Origin of the sequence: Kocuria sp. CPCC 205231 (assembly GCF_040980965.1) — a bacterium.
Taxonomy (GTDB): Bacteria; Actinomycetota; Actinomycetes; order Actinomycetales; family Micrococcaceae; genus Kocuria; species Kocuria rosea.
Map to the genome: position 1 here is coordinate 95,157 of NZ_JAVKPP010000001.1, position 25,253 is coordinate 120,409.

Annotated in this window: 24 protein-coding genes; 8 read left to right on the forward strand and 16 right to left on the reverse strand. The window is 72.3% G+C overall.

All coding sequences use genetic code 11. The annotated features are described in order from the left end of the window. Positions 1-4 precede the first annotated feature (4 nt). Entirely contained in the window at positions 5-979 is a 975-nt protein-coding gene (locus RF640_RS00530; RefSeq protein ID WP_136340911.1) for an AraC family transcriptional regulator, read from the forward strand. On the opposite strand, the gene RF640_RS00535 is transcribed toward RF640_RS00530, so the two are convergent. Together RF640_RS00535 and RF640_RS00540 are read right to left on the reverse strand one after the other, a co-directional pair. After that, positions 976-1,671 (reverse strand): SCO1664 family protein, encoded by a 696-nt coding sequence (locus RF640_RS00535; RefSeq protein ID WP_136340910.1) that lies wholly within the window; start codon positions 1,669-1,671, stop codon positions 976-978. The genes RF640_RS00530 and RF640_RS00535 overlap by 4 nt on opposite strands. A gap of 10 nt (positions 1,672-1,681) precedes the next feature. Continuing rightward, on the reverse strand, positions 1,682-2,326 hold the full coding sequence (locus RF640_RS00540) for an MSMEG_4193 family putative phosphomutase (RefSeq protein WP_017835026.1): 645 nt from the start codon (positions 2,324-2,326) through the stop codon (positions 1,682-1,684). A gap of 130 nt (positions 2,327-2,456) precedes the next feature. Between RF640_RS00540 and RF640_RS00545 the strand changes: the two genes are divergently transcribed. Continuing rightward, positions 2,457-3,872: a sigma 54-interacting transcriptional regulator gene (locus RF640_RS00545; protein WP_035924417.1), complete on the forward strand. Its 1,416-nt coding sequence runs from the start codon at positions 2,457-2,459 to the stop codon at positions 3,870-3,872. A 70-nt stretch (positions 3,873-3,942) separates the two neighbouring features. Next, a complete protein-coding gene (locus RF640_RS00550; RefSeq protein ID WP_095650067.1) occupies positions 3,943-5,931 on the forward strand; it encodes a VWA domain-containing protein in 1,989 nt (662 codons plus the stop codon). 21 nt (positions 5,932-5,952) lie between these two features. On the opposite strand, the gene RF640_RS00555 is transcribed toward RF640_RS00550, so the two are convergent. Further along, on the reverse strand, positions 5,953-7,062 hold the full coding sequence (locus RF640_RS00555; protein WP_109244475.1) for a DUF808 domain-containing protein: 1,110 nt from the start codon (positions 7,060-7,062) through the stop codon (positions 5,953-5,955). A gap of 207 nt (positions 7,063-7,269) precedes the next feature. On the opposite strand from RF640_RS00555, the gene RF640_RS00560 reads away from it, so the two are divergent. Further along, positions 7,270-7,989, forward strand: a complete 720-nt coding sequence (locus RF640_RS00560; protein ID WP_126349605.1) for an alpha/beta hydrolase — start codon at positions 7,270-7,272, stop codon at positions 7,987-7,989. A 118-nt stretch (positions 7,990-8,107) separates the two neighbouring features. Here the strand turns inward: RF640_RS00560 and RF640_RS00565 are convergent, their stop codons facing one another. The 6 genes from RF640_RS00565 to RF640_RS00590 all read right to left on the reverse strand — a co-directional run bounded on the left by RF640_RS00565 (position 8,108) and on the right by RF640_RS00590 (position 16,055). Further along, positions 8,108-8,854 carry a gamma-glutamyl-gamma-aminobutyrate hydrolase family protein gene (locus tag RF640_RS00565; RefSeq protein ID WP_109221569.1) on the reverse strand — a complete coding sequence of 249 codons (747 nt, stop codon included), beginning with the start codon at positions 8,852-8,854 and terminating at the stop codon, positions 8,108-8,110. Between the two features lie 492 nt (positions 8,855-9,346). Further along, on the reverse strand, positions 9,347-10,384 hold the full coding sequence (locus RF640_RS00570) for an alcohol dehydrogenase catalytic domain-containing protein (RefSeq protein WP_017835032.1): 1,038 nt from the start codon (positions 10,382-10,384) through the stop codon (positions 9,347-9,349). Positions 10,385-10,430: 46 nt separating this feature from the next. After that, entirely contained in the window at positions 10,431-11,378 is a 948-nt protein-coding gene (locus RF640_RS00575) for a helix-turn-helix transcriptional regulator (protein ID WP_017835039.1), read from the reverse strand. Between the two features lie 185 nt (positions 11,379-11,563). Continuing rightward, positions 11,564-12,304: an alpha/beta fold hydrolase gene (locus RF640_RS00580; protein ID WP_368826159.1), complete on the reverse strand. Its 741-nt coding sequence runs from the start codon at positions 12,302-12,304 to the stop codon at positions 11,564-11,566. A 23-nt stretch (positions 12,305-12,327) separates the two neighbouring features. Next, positions 12,328-12,792, reverse strand: a complete 465-nt coding sequence (locus RF640_RS00585; RefSeq protein WP_158279187.1) for an ester cyclase — start codon at positions 12,790-12,792, stop codon at positions 12,328-12,330. A 173-nt stretch (positions 12,793-12,965) separates the two neighbouring features. After that, entirely contained in the window at positions 12,966-16,055 is a 3,090-nt protein-coding gene (locus RF640_RS00590; protein ID WP_081994253.1) for a replicative DNA helicase, read from the reverse strand. Positions 16,056-16,205: 150 nt separating this feature from the next. Here RF640_RS00590 and RF640_RS00595 point away from each other — a divergent pair, with 150 nt between their 5' ends. Together RF640_RS00595 and RF640_RS00600 are read left to right on the forward strand one after the other, a co-directional pair. Then, positions 16,206-17,636: an amidase family protein gene (locus RF640_RS00595; RefSeq protein WP_109221571.1), complete on the forward strand. Its 1,431-nt coding sequence runs from the start codon at positions 16,206-16,208 to the stop codon at positions 17,634-17,636. Positions 17,637-17,802: 166 nt separating this feature from the next. Continuing rightward, on the forward strand, positions 17,803-18,777 hold the full coding sequence (locus tag RF640_RS00600; protein WP_109221572.1) for an ABC transporter substrate-binding protein: 975 nt from the start codon (positions 17,803-17,805) through the stop codon (positions 18,775-18,777). Here RF640_RS00600 and RF640_RS00605 read toward each other — a convergent pair. Together RF640_RS00605 and RF640_RS00610 are read right to left on the reverse strand one after the other, a co-directional pair. Next, on the reverse strand, positions 18,774-19,865 hold the full coding sequence (locus RF640_RS00605; RefSeq protein ID WP_109221573.1) for a patatin-like phospholipase family protein: 1,092 nt from the start codon (positions 19,863-19,865) through the stop codon (positions 18,774-18,776). The genes RF640_RS00600 and RF640_RS00605 overlap by 4 nt on opposite strands. A gap of 453 nt (positions 19,866-20,318) precedes the next feature. Next, the gene (locus tag RF640_RS00610) at positions 20,319-20,630 is read right to left on the reverse strand and encodes a hypothetical protein (protein WP_109221574.1); all 312 of its coding nucleotides are present in this window, start codon (positions 20,628-20,630) and stop codon (positions 20,319-20,321) included. Between the two features lie 98 nt (positions 20,631-20,728). Between RF640_RS00610 and RF640_RS00615 the strand changes: the two genes are divergently transcribed. Further along, on the forward strand, positions 20,729-21,346 hold the full coding sequence (locus RF640_RS00615) for a bifunctional 2-polyprenyl-6-hydroxyphenol methylase/3-demethylubiquinol 3-O-methyltransferase UbiG (protein ID WP_109221575.1): 618 nt from the start codon (positions 20,729-20,731) through the stop codon (positions 21,344-21,346). Positions 21,347-21,451: 105 nt separating this feature from the next. On the opposite strand, the gene rplI is transcribed toward RF640_RS00615, so the two are convergent. From rplI to RF640_RS00640, 5 genes are all read right to left on the reverse strand, one after another. Continuing rightward, positions 21,452-21,901, reverse strand: coding sequence for a 50S ribosomal protein L9 (gene rplI, locus RF640_RS00620; RefSeq protein ID WP_017835047.1), 450 nt, complete (start codon positions 21,899-21,901; stop codon positions 21,452-21,454). 19 nt (positions 21,902-21,920) lie between these two features. Beyond that, a complete protein-coding gene (rpsR, locus tag RF640_RS00625) occupies positions 21,921-22,157 on the reverse strand; it encodes a 30S ribosomal protein S18 (RefSeq protein ID WP_017835048.1) in 237 nt (78 codons plus the stop codon). 78 nt (positions 22,158-22,235) lie between these two features. Beyond that, positions 22,236-22,886, reverse strand: a complete 651-nt coding sequence (locus RF640_RS00630; protein ID WP_017835049.1) for a single-stranded DNA-binding protein — start codon at positions 22,884-22,886, stop codon at positions 22,236-22,238. A gap of 111 nt (positions 22,887-22,997) precedes the next feature. Then, entirely contained in the window at positions 22,998-23,303 is a 306-nt protein-coding gene (rpsF, locus tag RF640_RS00635) for a 30S ribosomal protein S6 (protein ID WP_035924389.1), read from the reverse strand. Between the two features lie 185 nt (positions 23,304-23,488). Further along, complete coding sequence (locus RF640_RS00640; protein WP_232035215.1) at positions 23,489-23,911, reverse strand: TM2 domain-containing protein; 423 nt, start codon at positions 23,909-23,911, stop codon at positions 23,489-23,491. A 250-nt stretch (positions 23,912-24,161) separates the two neighbouring features. On the opposite strand from RF640_RS00640, the gene RF640_RS00645 reads away from it, so the two are divergent. After that, a complete protein-coding gene (locus RF640_RS00645) occupies positions 24,162-25,235 on the forward strand; it encodes an iron ABC transporter substrate-binding protein (protein ID WP_017835052.1) in 1,074 nt (357 codons plus the stop codon). Positions 25,236-25,253: the final 18 nt, after the last annotated feature.

The window sequence follows — 25,253 nt, forward strand, 5'->3', positions numbered from 1 at the left end:
CGGGATGCCCCAGGAGACGGAGCGGGCGCCGGGGACGCCGATCCGCTTGCACACGGCGACCACCGACCCGGAGGTGGCGAACGAGGCGCTGCAGCAGATCTACACCAGTGCGCGCATGGGCACGATCACCGACGAGTCGTCCTTCCTGTACCGCCAGGACGTGCTGGGCGACGCCGACCTCCAACTGGGCCGGCTCACCTTCCGCGGCAGGATCGCCGGCCGGATGGTGCTCGACGACATGTTCTCGGTCGTCGTGCCCCGCGCCGGGGGCGTCGACTGGAGCATCGACGGCCGGAGGGGCAGCGGGCTCGGGGTGTTCCTGCTGCAGCCGGGCCAGGAGTACTGCGGCGCGGTGGACCAGCTGCTGGTCGACTCGGTCACCATCGACCGGTCCACGCTGCGGGAGACCGCCCGGACGGTCCACGGGGACGAGACCCTCGAGGTCGCCTTCCACGGACCGCGCCCGCACTCCCCCGCCCGGGAGAGGCACTGGAGGAGCACCTTCGCGTTCGCGCAGCAGGTCCTGGCCGACCCCGAGGTCGCCTCCCTCCCCCTGCTGCGCGCGGATCTGCGGCGGCGGATGTCGGTGGCGACCCTGGAGGCGTTCGCCTTCGCCGGGGAGCCCGTGGCCCGGCGCGCGTCGGCCGCCGGGCAGCAGGCGGCCTACCGGGACGCGGTCGAGTTCCTGCACGCCGCCGCGTCCTCGCCGATCACGGTCGAGGACGTCGCCCGCCACGCGGGGGTGAGCACCGTGGAGCTCGTCCGGGCCTTCCGCTCCCACGCCGGGACCACGCCGGGGGCCTATCTGCGCGAGCTGCGGCTGGTGGCCGCCCACGACGACCTGGTGCAGGGCGACCCGGCCCGGGGTGACACCGTGCGCGGCATCGCCCGGCGCTGGGGCATGAACCACCCCGGCGACTTCGCGCGCCGCCACCGGCAGGCCTACGGCGAGAACCCGGCCGCCACCCTGCGCCGTTAGAGCAGCGGCCAGGGGATCCGGCGGCCGGTGACGTCGACCGGCAGGACCGCCTCGTCGAGGAGCCGGCGCACCCGCCGCCGCAGCGCGGCCACCTCCTCGGCGTCGAGGAGCTCGGCGAGCTCGGCGGGGACGTCGTCGGCCAGCGGGGCGATGTCCCGGAGCAGGTCCTGGGGCACGGGCTCGCCGGAGAAGTCCCAGACGACGGTCCGCAGCTTGAACGCCGCCGCGAAGCACAGACCGTGGTCGATCCCCCAGATCCGGCCGTCGGCGCCCCGCAGCACGTGGCCGCCCTTGCGGTCGGCGTTGTTGGCCACGAGGTCGAACAGCGCGATCCGGCGCAGGGCGTCGTGGGTGTCGGGGGCGGTGTCGTAGAGGGTGAAGTAGTGCTGCCGGGGGTCGTGCTCCACGAACCGCTGCAGGGACCCCGTGCCGAACGGGCCGTCCTGGCGCAGGACGGTGGGCGGGACGATGCCCCAGCCGAGGAACTCGCTCAGCACGTACGCGGCGCGCTCCCGCCGGTGCAGGCCGGGGCGGAAGTCGAGCAGCGGCCGCTCGCCCTCGAGCCGCTTGTAGATCCCCCAGGCCGTCTCCTCCTCGAGCGTGACCTCGACGAGCAGCGCCGAGTTGCTGCTCTCCCGGATCAGTCCGAGGAGCTCCAACCGGCCCTCCGTCAGGAGCACGAGCTCGCCCATCAGCGTCCGCTCACGACACCCTCAGGCCGGCCAGCGGCTGGTCCGTGGAGTTCACGGTGAGCACGGCCGGCGCCTGCCCCGGCGCGTACGAGATCGCCGAGACGGAGCACGGGCTGACCACGATCCGCTGGAACAGGTCCAGGTGCGTGCCCAGGGCGTGGGCGAGGGCCGCCTTGATGGGGTCGGCGTGCGAGAAGCAGACCACCACCCCGCCCTCGTGGGCGGCGCGCACCCGGTCCACGGCGCCCACGGTGCGCGCCTGCATCTCGGGGAAGCTCTCGCCGCCGGGGAAGCGGAAGGTCGAGGGCGCCCGCTGGACGGTCGACCACGCCTTGAGCCGGGAGAGGCGGGAGAGCTCCTCGCCCGTCCACTCCCCGAAGTCGCACTCGAGCAGTCCCGGCTCCACGACGGCCTCCCGGCCGGTCCGGGCCGCGGTCGGCGCCGCGGTCTCGCGCGTGCGCTCGAGCGGTGAGGTGTACACGGCGTCGACGCGCACGCCCGCGAGCCGCTCCGCCACCCGGTCGGCCTGGGCCCGGCCGCGCTCGGAGAGGTGCAGGCCGGGGGCCCGCCCCGGCAGGACCTTGCCCGTGGTGGGGGTCTCCCCGTGCCGCACGAGCAGGACGAGGGTGCTCCGTGGTGCCTTGCGAGTGACCATGATGCACCAGCGTACTGGCGGGGGCCCCGGGGCCACAGGGGCCCCGCGCCCGTCGTCGTCGGGCGCCGCCTGCGACGACGCCGGCCCCGGCCCGGGGGCGCCCTCTTGACGCCGGGGTTAGGTTGGCGCTGTGACTGATCGCACCGATCACCCTGACATCCGCACGCTCGGCGAGCTCCGCGCCGCCGGCGTGACCCACCGGACGCTGCGCGAGGAGATCCGCGAGAACCTCCTGCGCACGCTGGCCGAGGGCGGTGACCCCTGGCCGGGCCTGCACGGGCTCGGGCGCACGGTCCTGCCGCAGCTCGAGCGGGCCCTGCTCGCCGGCCACGACGTGGTGCTGCTGGGCGAGCGCGGCCAGGGCAAGACCCGCCTGCTGCGCACCCTCGCCGGCCTGCTCGACGAGTGGTCCCCCGCCATCGAGGGGTCGGAGCTCAACGAGCACCCCCTGGAGCCGCTGACCGAGGCGTCGCGCCGCCGGATCCTGCTCGAGGGCGACGAGCTGCCCGTGGTCTGGCGGCACCGGTCGGAGCGCTACGTCGAGAAGCTCGCCACCCCGGACACGTCCGTGGCGGACCTCATCGGGGACGTGGACCCGATGCGCGTGGCCGAGGGCCGGCGGCTCGGGGACCCGGAGACCATCCACTACGGGCTCGTGCCCCGCTCGCACCGCGGGATCGTGGCGATCAACGAGCTGCCCGACCTCGCCGAGCGCATCCAGGTGGCCATGCTCAACGTGATGGAGGAGCGGGACATCCAGATCCGCGGCTACGTCCTGCGGCTGCCGCTGGACGTCCTCGTGGTGGCCACGGCCAACCCCGAGGACTACACGAACCGAGGCCGGATCATCACGCCGCTCAAGGACCGGTTCGGCGCCGAGATCCGCACCCACTACCCGCTCGAGCTGGAGGACGAGATCGCCGTGATCCGCCAGGAGGCCGAGCTGATCGCCGAGGTCCCGGACACGATCCTGGAGACCCTGGCCCGGTTCACCCGCCTGCTGCGGGAGTCCTCCGCGGTGGACCAGCGCTCGGGGGTGTCGGCGCGCTTCGCCATCGCCGGCGCGGAGACGGTCGCGGCCGCGGCGCTGCGCCGCGCCACGATCCGCGGCGAGGCGGAGGCGGTCGCGCGGATGGTGGACATGGAGACGGCCACCGACGTCCTGGCCGGCAAGATCGAGTTCGAGTCCGGCGAGGAGGGCCGCGAGCGCGCGATCCTCGACCACCTGCTCCGCCGGGCCACCGCCGAGACCGTCCGCGGCCGCTTCCGCGGTCTCGACCTCGGCCCGGTCGTGGAGGCCTTCGACGGCCGCACGACCGTGTCCACCGGCGACGACGTCTCCGCCCAGGACTTCCTCGCCGGGCTGCCCGAGCTGACGGCCTCCGACGACGACGGGGCCGCGACCGCCTACGACGAGATCGCCGCGCGGCTCGGCGCGAGCACGCCGGGCCAGCGCGCCAGCGCGATCGAGCTGGCGCTGGAGGGGCTCTACCTGGCCCAGAAGATCTCCAAGGACGCCGACGAGGCCGGCACCGTCTACGGCTGACCGCACGGCCGGCACCAGGACCCGCACCGGGTTCCGCACCGGGACGCAGAGAAGACACAGAGGGGGCGTCATGCCCGCACACCACCGGTCCTCGAGGTACGGCCGGTACACCGGAGGACCCGATCCGCTGGCCCCGCCGGTGGACCTCTCCGAGGCGCTCGAGGCCGTCTCCGAGGACGTCATGGCCGGGTACTCGCCGGAGCACGCGCTGCGCGAGTTCCTCCGGCGGGGCGGCCGCGGCCGCGACGGCCTGGACGACCTGTCCCGGCGCCTGCAGCAGCGCCGGCGCGAGCTGCTGAAGCGCCACGGCCTGGGCGGCACGCTCGAGGAGGCGAAGAAGCTGCTGGACAAGGCGCTGCGTCTGGAGCGCGAGCAGTTCCTGCGGGACGCCCGGATGGACCCGATGGACCGCTCCTTCCGGGAGATGCAGCTCGACGGCCTGCCGAGCTCCACGGCCGCCGCCGTCAGCGAGCTCGCGTCCTACGACTGGCAGTCCGAGTCCGCCCGGGAGGCCTACGAGCAGATCAAGGACCTCCTCGGCCGCGAGCTGCTGGACCAGCGCTTCGCCGGGATGAAGCAGGCCCTGGAGAACGCCACGGACGCCGACCGGGAGGCCGTGGCCGAGATGCTCCGGGACCTCAACGAGCTGCTCGAGAAGCACGGGCGGGGCGAGGACACCGAGGAGGACTTCCAGGACTTCATGGCGAAGCACGGGGAGCACTTCCCCGAGAACCCGCAGTCGGTCGACGAGCTGATCGACGCCCTGGCCCAGCGCGCGGCGGCGGCCCAGCGGATGCTCAACTCCATGTCCCCCGAGCAGCGCCAGGAGCTGATGCAGCTCTCCGCCCAGGCGTTCGGCTCCCCCGAGCTGATGGACCAGCTCGGCCGGCTCGACGCGAACCTGCAGGGACTGCGCCCCGGCGAGGACTGGGGCGGGTCGGAGGGCTTCGAGGGCCAGGACGGCCTGGGCCTCGGCGACGGGACGGGCGTGCTCCAGGACATCGCCGAGCTCGACTCCCTCGCCGAGCAGCTGGCGCAGCACCACCGGGGCGCCAACCTGGACGACATGGACCTCGACGCGCTCGCACGGCAGCTGGGCGAGGACGCCGCGGTCTCGGCCCGGACCCTGGCCGAGCTGGAGCGGGCGATGCGGGACAGCGGCTACCTGCAGCGCGGCGCCGACGGGGACCTGCGGCTCTCGCCCCGCGCCGTGCGCCGGATCGGGAAGGCGCTGATGCGGGACGCCGCGCAGAACCTGTCCTCCCGGACCGGTCAGCGCGACACCCGCCTCGCCGGTGCGGCCGGCGAGCCCTCCGGCGCCACCCGGGAGTGGCAGTTCGGGGACGCCGAGCCGTGGGACACCACCCGCACCATCACCAACGCGATCCGGCGCACCGCCGCCGAGGGCGGCGACGTCCGGCGCGGGCTGCGCCTCGACGTCCGCGACATCGAGGTCGCCGAGACCGAGGCGCGCACGCAGGCCGCCGTCGTCCTCCTCGTGGACACCTCGTTCTCCATGGCCGCCGAGGGGCGCTGGGTCCCCATGAAGCGCACGGCGCTCGCGCTCCACCACCTCGTCTCCACCCGGTTCCGGGGGGACCAGCTGCAGATCGTCGCGTTCGGCCGCTACGCCCGCGCCCTGCCGGTCGACGAGCTCACGGGGCTGCCGCCGGTGCGGGAGCAGGGCACCAACCTGCACCACGCCCTGCTGCTCGCCACGCGGTTCTTCCGCAAGCACCCCTCGATGCAGCCCGTCCTGCTCGTGGTCACCGACGGGGAGCCCACGGCGCACCTGCTGCCCGACGGCGAGAGCTGGTTCTCCTGGCCCACGGAGCCGGAGACCCTGCGCGCCACGGTCGAGGAGCTCGACCGGCTGGGACGCATGGGGGCCCAGGCGACGTTCTTCCGGCTCGGCGACGACCCGGGGCTGGAGCGGTTCCTGCGGCGGATGGCCGAGCGGATCGACGGGCGCGTGGTGGCGCCGGACCCGGGGGATCTGGGCTCCGCCGTCCTGGACGAGTACCTCAACGCCCGCGCCGGGGACCCCGACGATCTCTGAGCGGACTCCCGGCGAGCCCGGTCAGCGGGCCGCGGTGGAGCCCCCGTCGGCCGGCGGGGTGGGGTCGGACGGGCCGGACGGTCCCGCGCCCTCCTCCCCCGAGGACGCCGCCGCGGAGGACGCCGCTGAGGAGTGCTTCCCGTGGTGCTCGTCCTGCGCCTCGTGGGCGCCGTGGGCGGCGTGCTCGGCCTCGTGCTCGCCCTTGCCGAAGGGCAGCAGCTCCCAGACCAGCACCAGGATGGCACCCCAAGCCAGGCCCAGGACGGCGGAGAAGAAGGTGTTCGTGAGCCAGGCGAGCGCCGCGCCGAGACCGCCGGGGACGGCGTCGTGCACGAGCACCTCCACGTGGTGGACGGCCTCGTACGGGGCGTGCCAGCCCAGGTCGTCGAGGCCGACGAGGACGATGTGCCCGCCCACCCAGATCATGGCGGCGGTGCCCACGACCGAGATGACCGTGAGCAGCCCGGGCATGCCCTTCACCAGGCCGTGGCCGATCTTCTGCGTGGTCGGGGAGGACCGTCCGGCCAGGTGCAGGCCGAAGTCGTCCATCCGGATGATCAGCGCCACCACCCCGTAGACCAGGACGGTGATGCCGATGGCCACGACCACCAGGATGGCCGCCCGCGAGAGCAGCGGCTCGCCGGCCACCTCGTTGAGGGAGATGACCATGATCTCGGCCGAGAGGATCAGGTCGGTGCGCACCGCGCCCCCGACCATCGTGTCCTCCGCGTCCTTGCCCTTCTCGACCACGGGGGTCTTGGTCTTGGCCCCGTGGCCCGAGATCTTCGACCAGATCTTCTCGGCCCCCTCGAAGCACAGGTAGCTGCCGCCGAGCATGAGGATCGGGGTGAGCAGCCACGGCGCGAACTGGCTCAGCAGCAGGATGACCGGGAGGATGAAGATGAGCTTGTTGCGCAGCGAGCCCTTGGTGATGCGCCAGATGATGGGCAGCTCGCGGGCCGGGGAGACGTCCTGGACGTACTGCGGGGTCACGGCGGTGTCGTCGACTACGACGCCGGCGGCCTTCATGCTCGCCCGGCCCGCCGCCGCGCCGATGTCGTCCACGGAGGCGGCGGTGACGCGGGCCAGGGCGGCGACGTCGTCCAGCAGGGCCATCAGACCGCCGCTCATCGGAGGGCCTCCGGCGCGGTCTCAACAGGGGCGGGCGGAGCCGCGGTGGTGATCAGCATGATGACAGAGTAGGGCCTCGGACGCCCGGATGCTCCCGCGCGGGACGAACGGGCACCGATGTCCTGCCGTTCCGCGGAGCCGGTGCCGTGCGCCCGGCGCCGGACCGTCCACCCCCGACCAGGTAGCACCGACCAGGAGGCACCCCGCATGGACCCCGTTCACCCTGCCGCCGGACCGGCGGGGGCGCGACCGCCCGCGCCGTCGCCCGCTCCGCACGTCGTCGTCCTCCCCGGCGGCGGGTACGCCCGGCACGCGGACCACGAGGGCGAACCCGTGGCCGAGTGGCTCCGCGGCCTCGGCCTCTCCGCCGGCGTCCTCCGCTATCCCGTGCACGCCAGGCACCCCGCCCCCGTGGACGCGGTGCGCGCCGAGGTGCGCCGGGTCAGGGCGGCCGGGGCCGGGCGGGTCGTCCTGCTGGGGTTCTCCGCCGGCGGGCACCTGGCCGGGCACGCCGCGCTCACCGCACCGGCCTCGGGGCCCGAGCGGGTCGACGCCGTGGTCCTGGGCTACCCGGTGGTGTCCATGCAGCTCGACACGCACCGGGGGTCGCAGGAGGAGCTCCTGGGCCCGGGGCCCGCCGCCGAGGTGCGGGCGGCCACGTCCCTCGACCGGCTGGTGACCCGGGCCGCGCCCCCCTTCTTCGTGTGGCACACCGCCGACGACGCGTCCGTGCCGGTGCAGCACTCCTACCTGCTGGTCCAGGCGCTGGCGCGCCGGGGCGTGCCCCACGCCCTCCACGTCTTTCCCCGCGGACCGCACGGTCTCGGACTGGCCGGCGGCACCGGTGCGCCCGCGGCCTGGCCGGCGCTGTGCGCCGCGTGGCTGGCCGGCCTGGTGGAGGACATCACGCCGCCCGCCGCCCGGTGAGGCCTGTCGGCCGCCGACGCACCCTCGAGCAGGCCCACCCGCCCGGGCTCCGGCCGCCGCCCCTCCGGTCCGCGCCGCGGCGCGGCGCTCCGCGGCGCGGACCGGAAGACGGACCGGCTCACGCGGCCAGCACGCGCGACCTGGGGACGCGGCGCCGCCCGGACCCGGCCTGCTCCACGAACGCGGAGAACAGCCGCCCCCGGTCCGCGGCCGAGCCGTGGGAGTCCTCCGGGTGCCACTGCACCCCGACGGCCCAGGTGCGGTCCAGGTGCTCCGTCGCCTCGACCACGCCGTCCTCGGCCACGGCGGTGACGCGCAGCTCGGGGGCCACGACCCCCATGGCCTGGTGGTGGTCCGACCGGACGGTGAGCCGCCGGGCGCCGAAGACGGCGGCCAGCCTGCTCCCGGGCTCCAGGGCGACCTCCTCCTCGGGGCACACCGGGTCCCCCGGCGCACCGCGGTGTCCGTGGCCGGTGCCGAGATCGGGGACGAGAGTTCCCCCGCAGGCCAGGTTGAGCAGCTGGGCCCCCCGTCCGATCGCCAGCAGCGGGGCGTCGCGGTCGAGGCTCTGCACGAGGAGGTCCACGGTGTAGAGATCGGCGCGCCGGTCGACCCCGTACCCGTTCGGCACGGGCCCGCCCGCCCCGTAGAGGGCAGGGTCGACGTCCCCTCCTCCGAGCACCAGCACCGCGTCCGCGGAGGCGGTGACGGCGGGGTCGGGCAGCTCCCGGGCACTGGAGTCGACCAGGATCGGCCGGGCACCGGTGTTGACCAGGCACTGCAGCGCGGTGCGGGTGCGGCGGCGCATCAGGTCCCGGGTCTGCGGGGTGAGGCCCGGGAAGTTCAGCGACACCACGGTCGCCACGGTGGGCGCTTTGGCACGGAGGCTCCACAGTCCTACGGGAGTCACCTCGTGCGCATTCAGATGAACGGCCTGTCGGTTCATGCTGTCATCTCCTGTTCGATCATGAGGTCCTCGCTCCGTGCCGGGTGGCGGGCGCACGCGGCGCCGCCGGGGCGATCGGAGGGAGGAGTTCAGGCCCGAAGCGTTTTCGGGGGCACCTGGTGAGTTGTTGCGGAGCTGGACGGTGGCGGTGGAGCCGACCGGGATGGGAGCGGCGGACACCGGGGTGAACGGCGGTCGCCCTTCACGCGATGCACCGGGGAAGTTCGCGTCCCCCAAGTGGTGCAGATCACTCTGCCCGAGCCGGAAGGGGTGCGCCCCTCTTTTCCGGAAGAACATTGCCGATTCTTCACGATCCACGAAAATCGGCTGTCAGGATGCGGGGGCGGGGCCCGGGCAGCGGCGGGCGGTCCCCGGCGCCGGGGTCGGTCCGCTCGCCGCCTCCGAGCGGGTCTACAGCCCGGGATCGATCATCGTCATGCCGGCGACCGTCGCGGTGTCGAACACCGGCAGCAGCGCCGCCGCCTCGTCGAGCCCGATGGTGCGCTCGATGAGCTTCTGGGGCTGCAGTGCGCCCTGCTCGATGAGCGCCATCATGGCCGGATAGTCGGCCGCGGCCATGCCGTGGCTGCCGAGCAGGTCCAGCTCCCAGCCGATGACCCGCGCCATCGGCACGCGCGGATGGCCCTCGACCGGCGGCAGCAGGCCGATCTGGACGTGCCGGCCCCGCCGGCGCAGGCTGAGGACCGCGTCGGCGCAGGTCTGCTCGCTGCCCACGGCGTCGACGGCGACGTGGCCGCCCCCGCCGGTGAGGGCGGCGACCGCCGCGGGGACGTCGCGCCCGTCCGCGCGCAGCGTGTGCTCCGCGCCGAGCTCACGGGCGAGGGCGAGCGCCTCCGGGTTGCGGTCGACCGCGATCACGCGTCCGCCCAGTGCCCGGGCGATCATCACCGCGCTGAGCCCCACTCCGCCGGCTCCGACCACGGTGACCCACTCCCCCTCGGCGAGGCGCGCCCGGTCGGCCAGGGCCCGGTACGCCGTGGCGAACCGGCACCCCAGCGCGGCCGCGGTGGCGAGGTCGACGTGCTCGGGGACGGCCACGAGGTTCGTGTCGGCCCCGTGCAGGGCGACGTACTCGGCGAAGGACCCCCAGTGGGTGAACCCCGGCTGCTGCTGATCGGGGCAGACCTGCGCGTTGCCGGAGCGGCACCACTCGCACCGGCCGCAGCCGCAGACGAAGGGGACGGTCACCCGGTCCCCGGTGCTCCACCGGCGCACGCCCGCCCCCACCGCGACGACCACCCCGGCCAGCTCGTGCCCCGGGACGTGGGGCAGCGCGATCTCGTCGTGCCCGGCCCAGGCGTGCCAGTCGCTGCGGCACAGGCCCGTGGCCTCCACGCGGACGACCACCCCGTCGGGCGGTGCCGTGGGCTCGGCGACGTCACGGACCTCCGGCCGGCCCCGGACAGCATCGATCACCACTGCGCGCATGCCCCCACTCTCCCACGCCCGTGCGGCACCGGTCGGCGGTCAGCGGTCAGCGGTCCAGGGTGCGGCTCGGTGTCGTCCCGTAGAGCTGCCGGTAGTACTGCGCGAAGCGTCCCGCATGGGTGAAGCCCCATCGGGCCGCAATCCCCTTCACGGTGTCCCCGCGAGCCGGGTCGCCGTCCTGCAGGTCCCGGTGGGCGGCGTCCATCCGCGTCCGGCGCAGATACTGGGCCGGGGTCAGGCCCAGGGGATGGTTGGCCCGGAACGCCCGCACCAGGACCTTCGTGGTCGTCCGGGCGGCGCGGGCGGCATCCTCCACGGTGATGGGGTCCGAGGCGTGGTCGTCGAAGAACTGCGCCGCGATCCGGTAGCGGCGGGACTGGGCCTCCATGGACAGGTACCGCGCCTCCCGGTCCCCGAGCAGCGGGAAGCACTCCAGCAGACCCACGGCCAGGTGGCGGGTCAGGTCGGCGCGCACCATGGGCTCCTCGAAGACCGTCGACCCCAGCATGTCGGCACCACGGCGCACCAGGCCCGCCCAGTACTCGCCGAGCCGGGCGCTGACCGGGGCGGACGAGCTGAAGTCCACCGGGGTCTCGTGGCCGTAGACGGTGTCGGCCGTGGCCTGCACCAGGTCCACCGGCAGGTGCGCCATGGTCACGTCGACGTCCTGCGCCACCACCAGGGACGGGTGCTCGGGGCGGAACAGCACCGATGAGCCCGCAGCCGCGGCGCCGATCTCCGCACGGATCTGCCAGTCGTACCGGACCCCTCGCACGTGGGCCACCGTGAAGACCTCGGTGTCCCCCCACAGGGACATCGTTCCGCCCACGTGCACCGTCGACAGGGCGACCTGGCCGTCCCCGGCCCTCGACAACCGGTAGGAGAACCCCGGATCGGTGGAGCTGTAGCCGAAGCGCATGCCGGTCCGCTCGCCGAGCGCGGGCAGCACCTCGGGATCCAGGATCGTGAGCTCGTGGCGGAACATTTCACCCATGAGTCAGCACCGCCTCCCGCCCAGGGCCCACCCCACGGGGGCTCTGCTCCGAAGGACCATTCTCCAGATCTGCCGGAGGGCCCGCACCATTGTGACCCGACACTTCGACGATCCGCTCGCCCATGCCGCCCAGTTCGCCCCGGACGGTGCCGAGGCGCCGGCCTCCGGGATGCCTGCTTTTCGCGTCAGCGCGCTGCGGCCAGGAAGCGGTGGAGCACCTCGTTGTAGGGCTCCCCGGTGCGCTGAATGCTGTGGCCAGCACCGGGCACGACCGCCCGCTCGGCCTCGAGCTCACGCTCGAGGACATCGCAGACGGTGTCGAAGACCGGGTTGTGACTGCCGGAGACGACCAGCTTCGGAAAGGGCGTCTCCCGCAAGACGCCCAGCGGGATCCGGGCCTCGTCGGTGAGGCGTTCGTGCCGGAGGAGCTGCGCGTTCTGCAGCAGCGCGGGCGGCAGCGGGTCCGGCGGGGTGACGGCGCTGCCGACGTAGCCGATGAACGCGTGCAGGAACGCGGTGGGATCGGCCGGGCCCTGGTCCCACAGCTCCCGCAGCCCCCGGGCGTAGTCGCGCACGATCGGGTCGTTGGACAGCAGGCCGAAGGCCGGCGGTTCGTTGACGGTCAGGGACCGGACCATCCCGGGGCGCTGGGCGGCCGCCAGCAGGGCAACGACGCCGCCGTAGGAGTGCCCGACCAGGTGCATGGGCTCGGTGAGCAGTTCGGCGACGTCCCCGGCGTCGACCTCGAAGTCCTCGACCTCGACCGGCGGGTTGGGGAAGTAGCCGCGCCGGTCCACCACGACCAGGTGCCAGTGCTGGGCCAGGGGGCGCTGGGCGTCCCAGGTCATCGCCCCGCCGGTGACGCTGCCGTGGACCAGCAGCACGGGCGGACCGGCACCCCAGTGCTCGACGTGGATGCTCGGCATGGGCACCTCCCGTGTCCGCGTGGTCAGCTCAGGCCGAGCTGTTCCTGCTGGGTCGCGAGATCGTGGTAGCGCCGCGCCTCCACTATCAGGCCCTCCTCGTCCAGCCGATCGAAGAACGCCATGGGGAACCGCAGCCGACGCCCGGTCGCGGGAACGTCCCCGGTGGGCAACACCAGCGGTCCGTCGTGCGTGCCGGTCATGGTCGCCTCGACCGCGGTCACCGGGCCGTCGACGACCGTGCTCGTGACCTCCATGCCCAGGTCCGGGAAGGCCCTCAGGAAGTCAGTGATGTCCCGCTCGATCGCGGCCCGACCCCGCAGGGGGTCGGGGTACTGCGGGTCGACGACCACGGCGTCCTCGGCGTAGAAGGAGACGAAGCGGGCAACGTCGTGAGCGTTGATCGCGGCGACCTGCTCGTCGAGCACCCGCCTGCTGAGCCCTCCGGGATCCATCCCCGGATCCGTCGTGTCTGCGGTCGGTGCGGTCATGGCAGGCTCCTCGTCTCCGGGATCCGACACCACCATGGTCCCCCCGGCCGACGGCCCCGACAACGTCCGTTAGGCAATCGTTGGGGACCGATCCGGCGGAGCGGCACGGCCGTGCCGCTCCGCGGGTACCCCGAGGCGAGCAGCCGGGGAGCACTTCTCGGCCCGTGTGCGGGTCAGAGTCCCTCGTGCGCCATGTTCGCGAACCGGGAGTAGTGGCCCTGGAACGCCACCACGATCGTCTTGGTGGGACCGTTGCGGTGCTTGGCCACGATCACGTCGGCCTCACCGGCACGCGGCGACTCCTTGTCGTAGACGTCGTCGCGGTGCAGCAGGATCACCATGTCCGCGTCCTGCTCGATGGAGTTGTGCACCGCGATGCCGTTGGCAACGAAGTTGTGGTTGCCGAGCACAGTTGCGTCGAAGACCTCTTCCTCGCCCTCGTGCTCGATGGACACCACGGAATCCCACATCAGGTCATTGACCGCCATGAGTTCGAGTTCCACAGAGTCCAGCGTGGCAGCGATCTTCGCCAACCTCTGCCGAGACGGCGCTGACTTGTAGTATGCACTTCCGCAGTATTCACTGCCCATGGACGATTGGAACGCCCGGTGGGTGATTCCCTTATCCCGGAGGATGCCTTTGACGTCCTCCCAGACGTCGACCGGAACAGTGTCGACATTGGTGTTGCCGGATTTGGTCTCGAGAATTGTCAGCAGCTTCGCGCAGTTCGCCGACCTCTCCCCGTGCACGCCGATCTCCCGCAGAAAACGTAACTGATCATCCATACCGGAGATGTCCAGCGTGTAACCGGGTCGATACTGCGCCTTGGGCGTGGTGCGACGGATACGGGTGGTGATGCCGAAACGAAGCAACAGTCGACTCAGATCGTCGAGCAGACGACGTGAAGTCGATGCGAAATAGATCCGTCCACCATTCTGGTTCTTGTTGATAGTGACGGAGCCATCCGTGGCCCAGATGTGGTGGAGGAACAGGGTGATCTGCCTTTTTGACAACGCGAACACCGATTGCGGAACGAACTTCTCGTAGCTGCGGCGCCCGAAAAGGTGCTCCTCACCAAGCCATGCGGCAATAGGGTTTCGTCTTCCGTGCGTCAGACGGAACGGAGCCGGCAGGCGGAGAGAAGTGCACCGTGCGGCCGGGTGCTCGTCCCGGACAGCGGTGATGCCGAAGTAGGTCGCCGCCTCGGCGACAGCATTGAGGTTCATTTCATCCACAGACGCATAACGCAGCGGCTGGCGCTCGACGAACGATCCGTCGCCCAACAGGTGCGCGAGCAAGACGACCTGCGCGTCGTCCCACTCCGTGCGCTGCGTCGGTCCGTCAGTGTGCCGAGGCACGCCCAGCCGATCCCCCACGGACAGCTCGTCCAAGGGTTTCCACCCCTGGTACGTGAAGAACGGGTGGTTCGCGGTCGCCCGGACCGTCTTCCCCGACGCCAGCGTGAGCCGGTGGACCGGCTTGACCCCTGTCGAGAAAACGTGGGTGAGCGTGCGTTCGACGTAGCGCATGTCATCGCCCAGCGACCACACAGGGACATCCTTGGCCCCGGACTCGAACAGCTCGCCCATGGTGACCTCGGCTCCGGTGTCGGAACGGAGAATCCGAGTGTCCGCAGTGAGACAGCCCGACTCGCGGAGGTCAGACACCATCGGCTTCTTGTCCTGACGCTGCTCGGACCCACGGTTCAGCTGCGACAGCGCGATGACCGGGACCTCGAGCTCCTTGGCCAGCAGCTTCAGGGCACGGGAGAACTCCGAGACCTCCTGCTGGCGGGACTCGACCTTCTTGCCGGAGCTCATGAGCTGGAGGTAGTCGAGCACCACGAGCTTGAGGTCGTGCTTCTGCTTGAGCCGGCGGCACTTCGCCCGGATTTCCATGAGGGACATGTTCGGGGAGTCGTCGATGAACAACGGAGCGGAGTCCATCTTGCCCATCGTGGTGGCGATCTTGGCCCACTGCTCGTCCTGCAGCCGGCCTTTGCGCAGGTCCTGCATGTTCAGCGTGGCCTCGGCGGAGAGCAGGCGCATCGCGATCTCGTTGCGGCTCATCTCGAGGGAGAAGATCACTGTGGTCTGGTTGTGCTTGATCGCCGCGGACCGCGCGACGTCGAGGGCCAGCGTCGAGTTGTGCGTGGGGATGAACGTCCTGCCGGCTAGATACAGGTGCGAGGGATGGTCGATCTCGATGCACCGCACCGGCACGGAGTCGATCGGCTCGACAGCCGTGAGACGCCGTCGTCCCCCTGGTTCATAGCCGGCCTCCGGGCGGTCGAGGACGGGGGCGTTGACGACGGTGTGCTGCTCTCCCACCAGCATGGAAGCCAGGATCTCCTCGGTGGTCCGCACCGCGGAGGAGTCGTCGGTGACTGTCAGCCACTGGTGCTGCTCGTCGGCGACGATCTCGGATCCGTCGTCGAAGCTCACGCGGTAGCAGGGACGTTCGGTCATGACCTCGGTGGCCGCGACCACACGGGACGGCGTGCCGTCGGCGGCGATGACTTCGTCCCCCACCTGGACCTCGCCCATGGTGGTCCACCCCGTGGGTGTGGGGATCGCAGTGTCCAGGGCGAGCGCCTTGCCCATGGCCGGCCTCGCCGCGATGACGATCATCTGACCGCCCTGGAAGCCCTGGGTCAGCTCGTCGAGCTCGATGAAGCCGGTGGGCACACCGCGCATGCCCTCGCCGCGGGAGCCGGCGGCCTCGATCTCGTCGACCGTGGACTCGATGACCTCCTTGAGCACCGTGTAGTCCTCGGAGGAGCGGCGCTCGGCCACCTGGTAGATCTCGGCCTGGGCGGCGTTGACGATGTCGTCGACCTCGCCGTCGGAGCTGTAGCCGAGCTGCACGATCTTGGTGCCGGCCTCCACGAGCCGGCGCAGCACGCCGCGCTCGCGCACGATCTCGGCGTAGAAGCCCGCGTTGGCCGCGGTGGGCACGGAGGAGATGAGGGTGTGCAGGTACGCGGGACCGCCGACGCGCTCGATCTCGCCGCGCTTGGTCAGCTCGTCCGCCACGGTGATGGCGTCCGCGGGCTCGCCGCGCCCGTACAGGGAGATCACGGCCTCGTAGATGGACTCGTGGGCGGGCTTGTAGAAGTCGACGCCGCGCAGGACCTCCACCACGTCCGCGATCGCGTCCTTGGACAGCATCATCCCGCCGAGCACGGACTGCTCCGCGACGTTGTCCTGCGGCGGGGTCCGGCCGTACTCCCGGTCGCTCCCGGACGAGCGCTCCGACACCATCGACACCTGGTCCACCTCTCCCCGCGCACCCCGCGGACAGCGGAGCGCGCACACGACGACGCCGCCCCGATCTTCCGGGCAGCCCCTCCATTCTCGCACCGACCGCGGACACCGCTTGCCGCCCGGGCCCGTCCGTGGACACCATGGATCATGACGCTCACCACAGACCTCAGCGGTCCCTGTTCGTGGGACATCAGGACCACCCGGACGGAGCTGGCCGCGGGCCGGATCAGCCACGTGGAGCACCTCGACGCCCTGCTGGAGCGCCTGCCCACGGCGCAGCGGCTGGGCGCGGTGATCAGCGCGGACCCGGAGCTGGCCCGGGCCCTCGCCCACGCGCTGGACCGCCGGGAGACGCGGGGCCCGCTGACGGGGATCCCGCTGGCGGTCAAGGACATCGTGGACGTCGCGGGCTTCCCCACCACCGGCGGGACCCGGTCGCTGGAGCGCGACGTGGTGGCGCGGGACGCCCCCGCGGTGGCCCGCCTGCGCGAGGCCGGGGCCCTGTTCGCCCTGAAGACCAACCTGCACGAGCTGTCCTTCGGCATCACCTCCAACAACGGCTCGTACGGGCCGGTGCGCCACCCCGCCGACCCGGCGCTGAGCCCCGGCGGCAGCAGCGGGGGCTCGGCGGTGGCCGTGGCGGTGGGCCTGGTCCCGGCGGCGGTCGCCGCGGACACCGGGGGCTCGGCCCGCATCCCCGCCGCCCTGTGCGGGATCGTGGGCTTCCGGCCCACCCTGGGCCGCTACCCGTCGTCGGGCGTCCTGCCGATCGCCCACTCGCGGGACACGATCGGCCCCATGGCCCGGACCGTGGACGACATCGTGCTGCTGGACGCCCTGCTCGCGGGCGAGCACCCGCTCGGCGTGCCCGGCGCGCGGCGCCTGGAGTTCGACGACGAGGGCCCCGGCCCGCTGCACGGCGTCCGCCTCGGCGTGCCCGAGCTGTTCCTCGAGGACCTGGAGCCGGGCGTGGACACGGTCTTCGGCGCGGGCCTGCGGGCACTCGAGGCGGCGGGCGCGGAGCTCGTGCCGGTGGACGTGCGCCCCGCCCGCGAGCTGGCCGCCACGGCCGGCATGACGATCGCCCTCCACGAGTTCCTGCCCGACCTCCAGGCCTATCTGGAGGCGCGCGGCACAGGACGCTCCCTCGACGAGGTGCGGGACGGGATCGGCAGCCCGGACGTGCGGCGGATCTGGGAGCTGGCGCAGGTGTTCCGCGCCGCCGACGACGACTACCGCGCGGCCCAGGAGGACCGCCGGCTCGCTCTGCGGCTGTACACCGGGGCGATGCAGGCCCAGGGGGTCACGGCCCTGGTGCAGCCCACGTGCCCGCTGACGGCCCGGCCGATCGGCGACGACGAGACCGTGGAGCTCAACGGCCGGCGCGTGCCCACCTTCGACACCTTCACCCGCCACTCCGACCTCGCCGGCATCATCGGGACCCTCGGGATCAGCATCCCTGCCGGGCGCACCGCCGAGGGCCTGCCGGTGGGCCTGGAGCTCGCGGCGGGGCCGGGGGCGGACGCCGTGCTCCTGGACCTCGCCCGCACCGTGGAGGCGCTGCTGCGCGACCAGTGAGCCGCCGCGGTCCTTTTCGGGGGACAGCGCAACAATTCAGAGCTACAACCGTTGACGAATCCAACGGTCGCCCTCTACCGTGAGGTCACCGATGTGCGTGATGCATCTCACAACGGATTCGCCGGTGCCGGGCGCCGGCAGGACCGACCCGAGGAAGAGGACCACCATGAAGCACCCGTTCGCCAGAGCAGCCGCCGTCGGAACCGTCCTGACGTTCGCCCTGACCGCCTGCGGCGGCGGGGGCACCACCGGCGGCGGCGGGGACGGCGAGGAGCTGCAGCCGCTCACCATCGGCGTCATCCCCATCGCGCCCTCCGCGCCCGTGCAGCTCGCCCTCGACGAGGGCATCTTCGAGAAGCACGGCCTGGACGTCACGATCGAGACCGCCCAGGGCGGTGCGGCCATGCTCCCGGCCGTCTCGGGCGGCTCCATGGACATCGGCGTGGGCAACCCGCTCTCGGTCATCCTCGCCAAGGACCAGGGCCTCGACATGAAGATCCTCAGCGGCTACAGCAGCTCGATGGCCGAGGGCGAGGACATCACCGGCGTGGCCGCCAACCAGGACGCCGGCATCGCGTCCTGGGCCGACCTGGCCGGCAAGCGGGTGGCCGTGAACACGATCAACGGTCAGGGCGACCTCACCATCAAGGAGGCCGTGAGCCAGGACGGCGGCGATCCCGACGCCGTGAACTTCGTGGAGATGCCCTTCCAGGACATGCCGGCCCAGCTGGAGCGCGGGGAGATCGACGCCGCCTGGGTCCCGGAGCCGTTCCTGACCCAGCTGATCAACGGCGAGCAGACCGCCCTGGTCGGCTACAACTACCAGGACACCGTCCCGGGCCTCGACACCATGGTCACCTTCAGCAGCACGGCGTTCACCGAGGAGAACCCGGAGGTCCTCGAGAACTACGACGCCGCGATCGAGGAGGCCCTCCAGTTCGCGCAGGAGAACCCCGACCGGGTGCGCGAGACCATCGTGAGCTTCCTCAACATGCCGGAGGAGGTCGCCACCGACCTGCGGCTGGAGGAGTTCGACGCGGAGGTGGACCGCGACGAGCTCGACACGCTCGCCGAGCTGATGCTCAAGTACGACGTGATCGACAACGAGGCGAACCTGGACGAGATCGTCCAGGCCGACTAGGACCGCGGCCGCGCCGGCGGGAACTCGTCGGCGCGGTCGATGGCCTCCTCGGTCATCCGCCGGCCGAGCTCGATGAGCTCCCCGGCGCGGTGGAAGTCCAGCAGCCGCCCGGCGCTCTTCGGCACGGTGATGAGCAGGTCGGGCGGGTAGCCGGCCAGCCGGTAGCGCAGCACCATGGACTGCAGCACCTCGAGGGAGAGCTGCATGACGTCCAGCGTGCGCAGCCCCGCCGGCAGGGCGCCGAAGCCGTCCTGGGTGAGCTCCTCGGCGGCGTCCACGAGCGCGTCCCGGCCGACGTCCTGGACGGCGTCCCGGACGAGGGCCTCGGCGGGGTCCACCGGGGCCGTCCCGGCGGGGCGCAGGAACCGGGACGGGGTGCCGCGGCCGCGCGTCTCCGCCAAGCGCTCCAGGACGCTGCGCGTCAGCTCGCGGTCCAGGACGTGGGAGGCGCTGCGCCGGAACCGCTCCGCCCACTCCTCGGACGGCCGCACGGCGGACGTCTCGTGGGCGGGGACCCGGCCCTCCCCGGACTGCTGTCCTCCGGACAGGGACACCGCCACCGTCACGTCCGCGCGGGTGGCGACGGTCGCGGCGATGGGCACGGGGTTCATGATCCCCCCGTCGGCGAGCAGCCGGCCGTTGAGCATGACGGGGGTGATGATGCTCGGCAGGGCGATCGACGCGCGGACCGCCACGTCCACGGGACCCTCCTGGAACCAGACCTCCTTGCGGGCGAGCAGGTCCGTGGCCACCGCCGTGAAAGGGACGGGCAGGTCCTCGATGAGCCGGCCGGCGAGCAGCTCGCGCACCTTCGCCATGATCTTCTCCGCGCGGATCACCCCGGGCGCCGAGGGGGACGGGTCCAGCAGTCGCAGCACGTCCCGCTGGCTGAGACCCCGCACCCACTGCGCGTACGACTCCATCTGCCCGGCGGCGTGGAGGCCGCCCACGAGCGCCCCCATCGAGCTCCCCGCCACGGTCACGATGTCGTAGCCGCGCTCCTCAAGCACCTCGATCACGCCGATGTGGGCGTAGCCGCGGGCGCCTCCGCTGCCCAGCGCCAGGGCCACGCGCGTGCGTGGGGACATCCGCCGCTCCTCTCCCGCAGGGACCCGGCCACTGGACCGGCCGGGTGCCCCGAGCCTAGCCCGCCGGCCGCGGAGGACGGCTCCCGGACCGGGTGCCGGACCAGCCGGGAAGGACGGAGGAGCCTATCAGCCGGCGGCGTTTTCCACGCTGTGGACAACCGGTGGAAAACGCCGTGGACGGCTGTGCACAGGTTGGGGAGAACCCTGTGGAAAGTTATGCACAGGTCGTCGCAGACCCCGTTCTGACCAGCGGCGACGATGATGCACACCCTGTGCAGGGCGGACCGGGGCACCACCGGTGCCGTCCACAGCACCGTGTTCTCCGACTCGTGTTCCGGCCCACGTCGGAGGCGGGTCCCTCAGGAGCGCCGCACACCCCGGAGCACGCCGGGCACGATGTGCGCGCCACGGACCCGCACGCCCTGTCCGGGGGGCCGGAGCGGGCCTCCGCCCTCAGGAGACCGAGGCGAGCAGCGCCAGCCACAGCAGCGGGTGGCAGAGCACCGACAGCCCCAGCAGCACCAGGAACCGGACCCGCTCGGACGCGAACCCGATGGCCCCCGCGAGGGCCACCACCGCCGTCACGGTGGCCCCCACCGCCGCCGCCGCGACGAAGCCGATCACGAAGAACGCCATGGAGGTCTCGGGCCCCGCGGAGTTCCCGCCCAGGAAGGCCACGACAAAAGCCAGTACGGTGAAGAGGAGGCACCCCACGCCGAACCAGTACAGGGCGGACGGTGAGACGCGGGAGATCAGGGACGGCATGGACCCATTGTCCCCCGGGGAACCCGACGGCCCCGCCGCACCGGCCCGCGGCCGCCCGAACGCCCGACCGACGCATCCGACCCCTCCAGGAGGTCCCCGTGGACGACAACCAGCGCATGTGGGAGGACCGGTACGCCTCCGGGGGGTCCTCCCCCGACGGCGCCCAGCCGCACCCCGAGGTGGCCGCCCTCCTGGACCGGACGGCCCGGGAGCGCACGGGCGGCCCGCCGACCGCCCTCGACCTGGGCGCGGGCACCGGCCGCCACACCCTGGCCCTGGCGGCGGCCGGCTACGACCCCACGGCCGTGGACTTCTCCCCCAGCGCCGTGCGGACCATCGCCGGGGCGCTGGCGGAGCGCGGCCTGCCCGGCCGCGCCCTGGTCGCCGACCTGCGGACCTGGACCCCCGAGCAGGAGCAGCGCTCCGGGCCCGACGCCGTGCCCCCGCAGTTCGACCTGATCGTGGCCGCGTACTTCCAGCACGACCTGGCGCTGCTGCGCCGCGCCGCCGAGTGGCTCGTCCCCGGCGGCCGGCTGCTGTGGATCACGCACGCCCCCGGCAGCGTCGAGGGCCCGCCCCCGACCGTGCCCCGGCCGACCCTCCAGGAGACCGTCGCCGTGCTCGAGGGCAAGGGACTGGACCTGCTGCGCGCCGAGCAGGTGCGCACCACCGACACCGCGCTCGACGTCGTCCTCGAGGCCCTCCGGCCCCACTGAGCGCTCCCGCCGGCCGATTCCGCTGGAGACGCCGGACATGCGGAAAGGGCCCCTGCGGCGCACCGCGGGGGCCCTTTCCGTGCTTGCACGGACCGGAGGAACCGATCAGGCGGGGACGACCTCGAACTCGACGTTCGCGTTGACGTCCTCGTGCAGACGCACGGAGGCCTGGTACACACCGGTGGTCTTGATGTGCTGGTTGAGCTCGACCTTGCGCTTGTCCACGGAGCCGAGGCCGGCGGCCTCGACGGCCTTGGCCACGTCCTCGGCCTTGACGGTGCCGAAGAGGCGACCCTCGGAGCCGGCCTTGACCGGGATGGTCACGGTGGCCGAGGTCAGCTTCTGCGCCAGGACCTGGGCGTCCTCGAGCGAGGCGACCTCGCGCGCGGCGCGGGCGGCCTTGATGCTCTCGATCTGCTTCTCGCCGCCGCGCGACCACGGGGTCGCGAAGCCGCGCGGGAAGAGGTAGTTGCGGGCGTACCCGTTCTTGACCTCGACCACGTCACCGGCAGCGCCGAGACCCGTGACCTCGGTCGTCAGGATGATCTTTGCCATGAGTGTCTGTCCTCTCTGATCAGCGGCCGGCGCCGGAGTAGGGCAGCAGCGCGACCTCGCGGGCGTTCTTGATCGCCAGGGCGATCTTGCGCTGCTCCTGCACGGTCACACCGGTGACGCGGCGGGCGCGGATCTTGCCGCGATCGGAGATGAACTTGCGCAGCAGCGCAACGTCCTTGTAGTCGATCTCAGTGACTTTGGCAGCCTTGAGCGGGTTCTGCTTTGGTTTGGGCTTACGGAGTTCAGCCTTGGCCATCGTGGTGCTCCTTGTTCTTCGAGTGGAGCCCGCGGCTTGTCACCGCGGGATGGGGTGGATGGGAAAAGTGCGGAAGGTCTAGAACGGCGGTTCGTCGTCCTGGCCGCTGCCCCAGTCGTAGTTCCCGCCGGAGGACTGGCTCCAGGGGTCGCTCTGGGGTGCGGCCTGCGGAGCGGGCTGGCGTCCGCCGCCGGAGCGGCCGCCCTGGCCGAAGCCGGAGCCGCCGCCCTGCTGGCCGCCGCCACCGCCGCCGAACCCGGAGTCGCCCCCGAATCCGCCGCCGGCCGGGGCGCCGGCGCCGAAGCCGCCGCCCTGCTGACCGCCGCCCTGCTGGCCGCCGAAGCCGCCGCCCTGCCCGCCGGAGCGGGCGTTGCGGTTGACCTTCGCGGAGGCGTAGCGCAGGGAAGGACCGACCTCGTCGACGTCGAGCTCGGTGACGGTGCGCCGCTCGCCTTCCTTGGTGTCGTAGGACCGCGACTTGAGCCGACCCTGGACGATGACGCGCATGCCCTTCTGCAGCGACTCCGCCACGTTCTCGGCCGCCTCGCGCCACACGGAGCAGCGGAGGAACAGGGTCTCCCCGTCCTTCCACTCGTTGGACTGGCGGTCGAAGGTGCGGGGCGTGGACGCAACGGTGAAGTTGGCCACCGCCGCACCCGACGGGGTGAAGCGCAGCTCGGGGTCAGCGGTCAGGTTGCCGATTACGGTGATGACGGTGTCACCAGCCATGTGGACCTCCCGGGTCGAGGATGTTCGCGGTCGTGCGGGACGTGCTGGGATCTCTCAAGCATCTCACCGGGGGCCCGGTCGGGGCGCCCTCGGTGATCAGTTGTGAAGTCCTTACTCGGCGGAGATCTTCTGCTCTTCCGGGCGGATGATCTTGGTGCGCATGATGGCCTCGTTGAGGTTCAGGACGCGGTCGAGCTCCTGGGTGGTCTGCGGGGTCGCGGTAAACCGGACGACCGCGTAGATACCCTCGGTCTTCTTCTGGATCTCGTAGGCGAGGCGACGACGGCCCCAGATGTCGACGTTGTCGACGGTCCCGTTGTCCTTGGTGACGACCTCGAGGAACTTCTTGAGAGTCGGCTCCACGGCACGATCCTCGACCTCGGGGTTGATGATCACCATCAGTTCGTACTCACGCATGTTCGAACCCACCTCCTTCGGGCTGAGCGGCTGCGGTCCTTCCGCAGCAGGAGGTTCTGTAGCGTCGTCCGCGCGCCGGCACCGCACGTCGGGCGGCGGGCACACAGACCTCACAACACTACTACACCCGCGGCCCCGCGCCCAACGGGGCGGGCGCGGGGCCGCGGTGGTCAGGGAACGGGGGCTCAGTACCGGTAGGCGCTGCGGGCGATCGAGGCGTTCACGAGGGCCGTGCGGAACGGCATGGTGAAGACGTCCACGAACATCAGCAGCATCCACGGGATCAGGAACAGGATCCCGACGCCGACCCCCGCGAGGGTCCAGCCCAGGCCCCCGAGGAACAGGTAGATCAGGCCCCAGATCGGCTGGCGCAGGTAGAACTTGTGGATGCCCAGCCAGCCCAGGAAGAGCCACAGGACGTAGGCGAGGACCACGGACTTCCCGCCCACCACGTTGACCACGGGCGGCCCGGGGTACGGGGCGCCGCGCCCGCCCCCGCCGAAGGGCTGCCCGCCGAACGGCTGCCCGTGGGGCGCCCGGGAGTACCCGGCGCGGCCGGGGTCGTCGTTCAGCGGGACGGGGCGGTAGTACTCGGGCTCGGGAGCCACGCGGATCCTTTCGGGGCGCCCGGGATCGGGCTGCGGGAAGGGCGGACAGGAACTGCTGCGGAGCGTCCTCGGCGGACGTCCTGACCCGTTCAACCGTTCGCCGGCGGCCGGTATTCCGGAGCTGTGACCCGATAAATCATACTTCTGTGCCCGAATTGCACCCAGGGGCGCATCCGTGCTGGACTGAGGATGTCCTAAGTCACAGGGACCACCGGGACCCACGACTTCCGCGCCACTCCAGGAGCCGACCTTGCGCACTGCCCGACCCCTCGCCCGCACCGCGGGCCTGCTGACCACTTCTGCCCTGGCGCTCGGACTCGCCGCGTGCGGCTCCGGGGAGACCGGCGGCACCACCGGCGCCGAGGAGACCGCGGGCACCGGCGGCGGCGACAACAGCCTCACGGTCTACAGCGGGCGCGACGAGGCGCTCGTGCAGCCGCTGATCGACCGGTTCAGCGAGGAGACGGGCATCGAGGTGGAGGTCCGCTACGGCGGCACGGCCGAGATGGCGGCGCAGCTGCTCGAGGAGGGCGAGAACTCCCCGGCGGACGTGTTCCTCGCCCAGGACGCCGGCGCCCTGGCCGCCGTCTCCGGGGAGGGTCTGCTCACGGAGCTGCCCGCGGAGACCACGGAGCAGGTCCCCGAGACCTACCGCGCGGAGGACGGCACCTGGGTGGGCGTCACCGGTCGCTCCCGCGTGCTCGTCTACAACGAGGAGGCGGTCCCCGAGGCGGAGCTGCCCGCCTCCGTCTTCGACCTCACGGAGCCCGAGTGGGAGGGCCGTGTGGGCATCGCCCCGACCAACGCGTCCTTCCAGGCGTTCGTCACGGCCATGCGCGTGGAGCACGGTGACGAGCGGACCCGCCAGTGGCTCGACGACCTCGCCGCGAACGACCCGCAGATCCGCGAGAAGAACGGGATGATCGTCTCCGACGTCAACGAGGGCGTCATCGACACCGGTCTCGTCAACCACTACTACCTCTACGAGCTGGCCCAGGAGGAGGGCACGCCCGCCGAGGACCTCGCCGCCTCCCTGCACTTCTTCCCCGACGGCGACACCGGCGCGCTGGTCAACGTCTCCGGCGTGGGCCTCGTCAACGAGCAGGAGGACGCTGACGGCCAGGCCTTCGTCGACCACCTGCTGAGCCAGCAGGGCCAGGAGTACTTCCGGGACGAGACCCACGAGTACCCGATGGTCGAGTCGGTCGACCCGCCCGAGGGCCTGCCGGCCCTCGACACCCTCGAGGTGCCCGAGGTCGACCTCAACGATCTCGAGGACCTGCAGACCACCGTGACGATGATCTCGGAGGCTGGTCTCAGCTGAGCGCACGGCGCCCCCGTT

What these genes read in the sequence shown, in the direction of transcription:
- RF640_RS00610 (WP_109221574.1), bottom strand. Translation starts at nt 20,630, where the DNA reads ATGCCGTCCCTGATCTCCCGCGTCTCACCGTCCGCCCTGTACTGGTTC.
- RF640_RS00555 (WP_109244475.1), bottom strand. Translation starts at nt 7,062, where the DNA reads ATGAGCGGCGGTCTGATGGCCCTGCTGGACGACGTCGCCGCCCTGGCC.
- rpsR (WP_017835048.1), bottom strand. Translation starts at nt 22,157, where the DNA reads ATGGCCAAGGCTGAACTCCGTAAGCCCAAACCAAAGCAGAACCCGCTC.
- RF640_RS00630 (WP_017835049.1), bottom strand. Translation starts at nt 22,886, where the DNA reads ATGGCTGGTGACACCGTCATCACCGTAATCGGCAACCTGACCGCTGAC.
- RF640_RS00595 (WP_109221571.1), top strand. Translation starts at nt 16,206, where the DNA reads ATGACGCTCACCACAGACCTCAGCGGTCCCTGTTCGTGGGACATCAGG.
- RF640_RS00535 (WP_136340910.1), bottom strand. Translation starts at nt 1,671, where the DNA reads ATGGGCGAGCTCGTGCTCCTGACGGAGGGCCGGTTGGAGCTCCTCGGA.
- RF640_RS00575 (WP_017835039.1), bottom strand. Translation starts at nt 11,378, where the DNA reads ATGGGTGAAATGTTCCGCCACGAGCTCACGATCCTGGATCCCGAGGTG.
- RF640_RS00580 (WP_368826159.1), bottom strand. Translation starts at nt 12,304, where the DNA reads ATGCCGAGCATCCACGTCGAGCACTGGGGTGCCGGTCCGCCCGTGCTG.
- RF640_RS00570 (WP_017835032.1), bottom strand. Translation starts at nt 10,384, where the DNA reads ATGCGCGCAGTGGTGATCGATGCTGTCCGGGGCCGGCCGGAGGTCCGT.
- RF640_RS00550 (WP_095650067.1), top strand. Translation starts at nt 3,943, where the DNA reads ATGCCCGCACACCACCGGTCCTCGAGGTACGGCCGGTACACCGGAGGA.
- RF640_RS00560 (WP_126349605.1), top strand. Translation starts at nt 7,270, where the DNA reads ATGGACCCCGTTCACCCTGCCGCCGGACCGGCGGGGGCGCGACCGCCC.
- RF640_RS00590 (WP_081994253.1), bottom strand. Translation starts at nt 16,055, where the DNA reads ATGGTGTCGGAGCGCTCGTCCGGGAGCGACCGGGAGTACGGCCGGACC.
- RF640_RS00540 (WP_017835026.1), bottom strand. Translation starts at nt 2,326, where the DNA reads ATGGTCACTCGCAAGGCACCACGGAGCACCCTCGTCCTGCTCGTGCGG.
- RF640_RS00605 (WP_109221573.1), bottom strand. Translation starts at nt 19,865, where the DNA reads ATGTCCCCACGCACGCGCGTGGCCCTGGCGCTGGGCAGCGGAGGCGCC.
- rplI (WP_017835047.1), bottom strand. Translation starts at nt 21,901, where the DNA reads ATGGCAAAGATCATCCTGACGACCGAGGTCACGGGTCTCGGCGCTGCC.
- RF640_RS00585 (WP_158279187.1), bottom strand. Translation starts at nt 12,792, where the DNA reads ATGACCGCACCGACCGCAGACACGACGGATCCGGGGATGGATCCCGGA.
- RF640_RS00530 (WP_136340911.1), top strand. Translation starts at nt 5, where the DNA reads ATGCCCCAGGAGACGGAGCGGGCGCCGGGGACGCCGATCCGCTTGCAC.
- rpsF (WP_035924389.1), bottom strand. Translation starts at nt 23,303, where the DNA reads ATGCGTGAGTACGAACTGATGGTGATCATCAACCCCGAGGTCGAGGAT.
- RF640_RS00600 (WP_109221572.1), top strand. Translation starts at nt 17,803, where the DNA reads ATGAAGCACCCGTTCGCCAGAGCAGCCGCCGTCGGAACCGTCCTGACG.